Source organism: Brunnivagina elsteri CCALA 953, from assembly GCF_002289455.1.
Taxonomy (GTDB): Bacteria; Cyanobacteriota; Cyanobacteriia; order Cyanobacteriales; family Nostocaceae; genus Brunnivagina; species Brunnivagina elsteri.
Genome location: NZ_NTFS01000492.1, coordinates 1 through 4,219, shown reverse-complemented (window position 1 = coordinate 4,219; position 4,219 = coordinate 1). Strand labels below are relative to the sequence as shown.

The window sequence follows — 4,219 nt, the reverse complement described above, 5'->3', positions numbered from 1 at the left end:
GTTCTATATTCAGTCAGGTTTTAACCGTCGGCAATGTACTTACTATCCCTGACCATTGAATTTTTTTCTCCTTTTGGCGACGATAGGAAAAGAAATATTCGGGAGTTTGGAAAGTACAATAAGGCGCGATCGCAATTTGTTCTGGGCTAATTCCCATACTTTCCATTTGCATTACATTCACCCGTCGCACGTCTAAACGGACTTTTCCCGCTTCAGTATCGGGTAAAATAGGTGGATTCGGCTGCTCCATCAAACTTTCGATAATACTTTCTGTGTTAGTTTCTGGGAAAATACTTGTACCAACTTCAGCAGCAGTCTCAGTAGAAACTTGGTATACTTGCCCCGCGATCGCAGGACCTAATGCTACTCGAATGTCTTGGAGATTGCTACCTTGGGAAAGCAAACGGGAAATTGCGATCGGGACAATTTTCTTGGCAGTACCACGCCAACCAGCATGTACAGCAGCCACAGCACCAGTCTTGATATCAGCAATCAACGCGGGGGTACAATCAGCACTCGCAACCCACACAGCTTGCTGGGGAATGTGACTAGCAATACCATCACCATGTACAAGTTTAGTATCTCCTTCCCCCTCAACATCATCATCACCACCATTCGCTAACTTGTCTATTATTTCCTGTGGAGTTAAAACAATATTGCCGTGAACCTGTTTTAAACGATACCCGGATGCTTGAGGTTGTAACACCTGAGTTAATTCCTGTGGAGGCTTGCCAAGAAACTGCTGTGTAAAAAAGCCATGTGGAAAAGCTTCCAGCATACTGCAAGTGAGATAAGGCAAATCCTGCCAAGTGCGCCAGTGCCAAGTGTGCATTGTCAACTCACTAAAATATACAATTAAATTTTGCAAGCTTTAGTCTAACTTGAAATTGCGGAGTCGGTTTAAGTCTTTTCCTTTATGTGTTTATCTTTATGTGTTTATAAATACGTTCTTAAAGATTGTTTAAATATGCAGTTATTTTTATGACAATTGGGGGAACTCTATAACTAGAGCGTCATTGTCATTAATTCTTAATTGTATATGAACACAGCTGCAACACCTTATGGGTTTGACCTTCAGAGTGAATCGATTCACGATAAAATTGCTAGCCGTAATTTAGCGAACGGTTCTGATACTGATGCTGACATGCTGGAACAGTTAGCAAATCATCAAGATTTTTACGTGCGTCGTGCAGTCGCTACGCATTTTAATACTCCGGTAACAGCATTAGCAAAGCTAGGTAATGATGTAGAAGAACAAATTCGCTTTTACTTGGCTGCAAATCCAAATACTCCAGTGGAAGTATTGGAAAAATTAGCTTTTAATGAGTCTGATGATGTGCGATCGCAAGTTGCAGGTAATGCCAATACATCTGTTAAGGTTCTCGAAGAATTAACTGCTGATAGTTATGTAGAAACGTTACGGCAATTAGTCGAAAACCCGATGATTCCTGCTAATTGTTTACAAAAAATTGCAAATAAAATGCTGGATATTGCCGAAAAAACAGTACTATCGAGTCTGGAAGCTGCGGTATTACGGGGAATTTCAGTTAATGCGAAGACTCCTGCTGAAATTTTAGAAAAAATTTGCGCTATCAAGAATCAAAATAATTACTATTGGCTTTTATCGCTTGGTGTTGCTCAAAATCCGCAAACACCAGATTATTTATTAGGTAAATTAGCTAATCACGATGATTATGATGTACGTTTGGCAGTAGCTAAAAACTCTAATACTCCTAGTTTTGTATTGGAAAAATTAGCGGCAGATAAAGAGTATTCTATTCGTCAAACTGCGACAAATAAAATCTAATTGCTCGACTAATTTTGCCTCTAAAAATTTGGATTAAATAAAGTGTAAAAGTAGGGTGTGTTAGCGTAGCGTAACGCACCATTCCAAATTCAATAAGAATTGAAGGTCATTAAACTTGTGTTTCTAAATCCCCATATAACTTATTTTAGTGACTTCCAAACACAAAATATTCCAGTCACAAATTTATCAACTATATCAATTATAAGGGCGGGAAAACCCCGCCCCTACGATTGGGGATAATTTTTTTGGTATTCCCTTAAATCCCACATTTCGCACTTCATTATGTAATACGTAATGATTACAAAAAATGAGTAGTTTTACGAACGCTTGGATTGAACAAATCAAGTATTTATATTGAAATCAAACGCAAGCCTACCCCAAATTTTCGTACTACTAGGCATACTACAAGTTGACGTGCGGAATGTGGGTTAAATAACAGACATTTATGAAAATACAGCTTGTGATTTAATTTTCCATTCCTCATGACTAATCCCAAAAACCAGTGCTTCCTTTCCCATGACTTCCGTGGAAGCTTGCAATTTCTCACCTAATTTTTTAGCAACACGTCGAGAAGCTATGTTTTCAGGATGAATTAAACTAATAACATGGGTTTCCTGTAACTCATTAAAAGCATATGCGATCGCAATTTTTCCGGCTTCCGTTGCAAATCCTTGTCTCCAAAATGCCCGTCGTATCGTCCAACCAATCTCCAAACCAATCCAACCTTCGGGTTGCCAACAGCCTACTCTACCAATCATTTCACCGCTTTGACGTTCTTCAACTGCCCACATTCCATAACCACGCAATTGCCAATGTCCCAATATCATTGCCATATTTCGCCACGACTCAGAACGCGATAAAATTTGTCCAGTCCCGATGTAGCGCATGACCTCGGAATCGCCGCCCATTTCCGCGTATGCATCTAAATCTTTTTCCTCAAATCCTCTTAAAATAAGGCGTTTAGTGATAATTTTAGGTATTTGTATTTGCATAGAAAATAGTTATTAAAAAATACATGTTTTAACCAATCCCGTAGGGGAACCCACGGCTGTTTGCCCTCATTTATTTTGCCCATATTTTGCCTATATTTATTTTGCATCCAATCAAAAAGTACCATAATAAAAATTCCATGCTAACAACAAAATTCCCAACTTCTTGTCAGAAGTCAGGAACCTGATTTTTTAATTTTAAATTATCACTCAGCCCTAGCGCGAAGTGCAGGATTCGGGAACATTGCTTGGAATCCAGTTTGCCGATCGCTGGGATTTTCTGGACCAGAATCCCACAGACTTTCATAGTAGAAGAATACTGCACCTAATCCCCGTTCCTGTGCTGCTCGTACCTGGGATTGAACTTGTTGAATTGGTACTCGACGAGTTCGCAATCCTGCCATAATACCTATGCCTGTAGGTATTAATCGCTGCGTCTCTAAAATTTCTCGACGGTTGAGTTTGGCACTAAACGACTGCAAATCGTCGCGATATACTTGCATGACTAACTCATCGACAATACCTAAACGTACCCAGTTCAGCCAATCTTGGAGTTGAAATTTATAGGCAAAATCGTAATAATTAGGAGAAACCGAGAAAATCGCATTTGGTTTTCTGGCTTTGACGGCTTGATTTAGCTGCAACATGAATGCTGTAATCTTATCAGCACGCCAACGTATCCAGGCTTGGTCTTGAGGATTTGTTGGGGCTGGTTTCCCGGTTTCTTGAGTATATAACGCTAGGGTATATCTATCAAACCCAAAATCCTGGGGTAAACTCATGTGGTCGTCAAATTGGATACCATCAGCATCGTATTTGGTGACGATTTCTAATACCAAATCGCTGATAAATTTTTGCACTTCAGGATGGAAAGGATTCAGCCATGCAACCTCTCCCGCAGCACTAATTGATGTTTTGCTGCCATCGCGTTTTTGTGTTAACCAGTTGGGATGATTTAAGGCTAACTCTGAGGTTTCAGGAGCCATAAAACCAAATTCAAACCAGGGAATTGCTAACAAACCTTGACGATGTGACTGGTTGATGACATCGGCAATCATATCCTGTCCTTCCGTACCTTTATATACAAAAGGCTGGATGTTTCGACTTTGAGCTACAGCGCTAGGGTACATTACGTAGCCTGAATTGTAGACTACAGGGTAAACAGTATTGAAATTGAGCCGTTTTAGCTGAGTTATGGCTTGATTCAGTTGAGTGCGATCGCGCAGTACATCCAAGTCATTATTTGTCATCCAAACTCCCCGAATTTCCTGTCTAGGTTTCTGAGGAATGGGTTGGGGAATCGGTTGAGGAATTGGTTGTGGTACTGGAATCGGTTGAACCGTTGGAGAAGGATATTCTGGTTCTTGAGGAATTGGTTGTGGTATGGGGATTGGAACAGGTTCTGCTTGGAGGAACTGGGGAA

At 40.3% G+C, this 4,219-nt stretch carries 4 protein-coding genes; 1 reads left to right on the top strand and 3 read right to left on the bottom strand.

What is annotated here, in order from left to right; genetic code table 11:
* Nucleotides 1-13: 13 nt before the first annotated feature.
* On the bottom strand, nucleotides 14-832 hold the full coding sequence (pgeF, locus tag CK510_RS27025; protein ID WP_095724601.1) for a peptidoglycan editing factor PgeF: 819 nt from the start codon (nucleotides 830-832) through the stop codon (nucleotides 14-16).
* A gap of 207 nt (nucleotides 833-1,039) precedes the next feature.
* Here pgeF and CK510_RS27020 point away from each other — a divergent pair, with 207 nt between their 5' ends.
* Nucleotides 1,040-1,807: a hypothetical protein gene (locus tag CK510_RS27020; protein WP_095724600.1), complete on the top strand. Its 768-nt coding sequence runs from the start codon at nucleotides 1,040-1,042 to the stop codon at nucleotides 1,805-1,807.
* Between the two features lie 443 nt (nucleotides 1,808-2,250).
* Here the strand turns inward: CK510_RS27020 and CK510_RS27015 are convergent, their stop codons facing one another.
* Both CK510_RS27015 and CK510_RS27010 read right to left on the bottom strand, forming a co-directional pair.
* Nucleotides 2,251-2,793 (bottom strand): GNAT family N-acetyltransferase, encoded by a 543-nt coding sequence (locus tag CK510_RS27015; protein ID WP_095724603.1) that lies wholly within the window; start codon nucleotides 2,791-2,793, stop codon nucleotides 2,251-2,253.
* Nucleotides 2,794-3,002: 209 nt separating this feature from the next.
* Nucleotides 3,003-4,169, bottom strand: a complete 1,167-nt coding sequence (locus CK510_RS27010) for a glycoside hydrolase family 10-like protein (RefSeq protein ID WP_245912457.1) — start codon at nucleotides 4,167-4,169, stop codon at nucleotides 3,003-3,005.
* Nucleotides 4,170-4,219 lie beyond the last annotated feature (50 nt).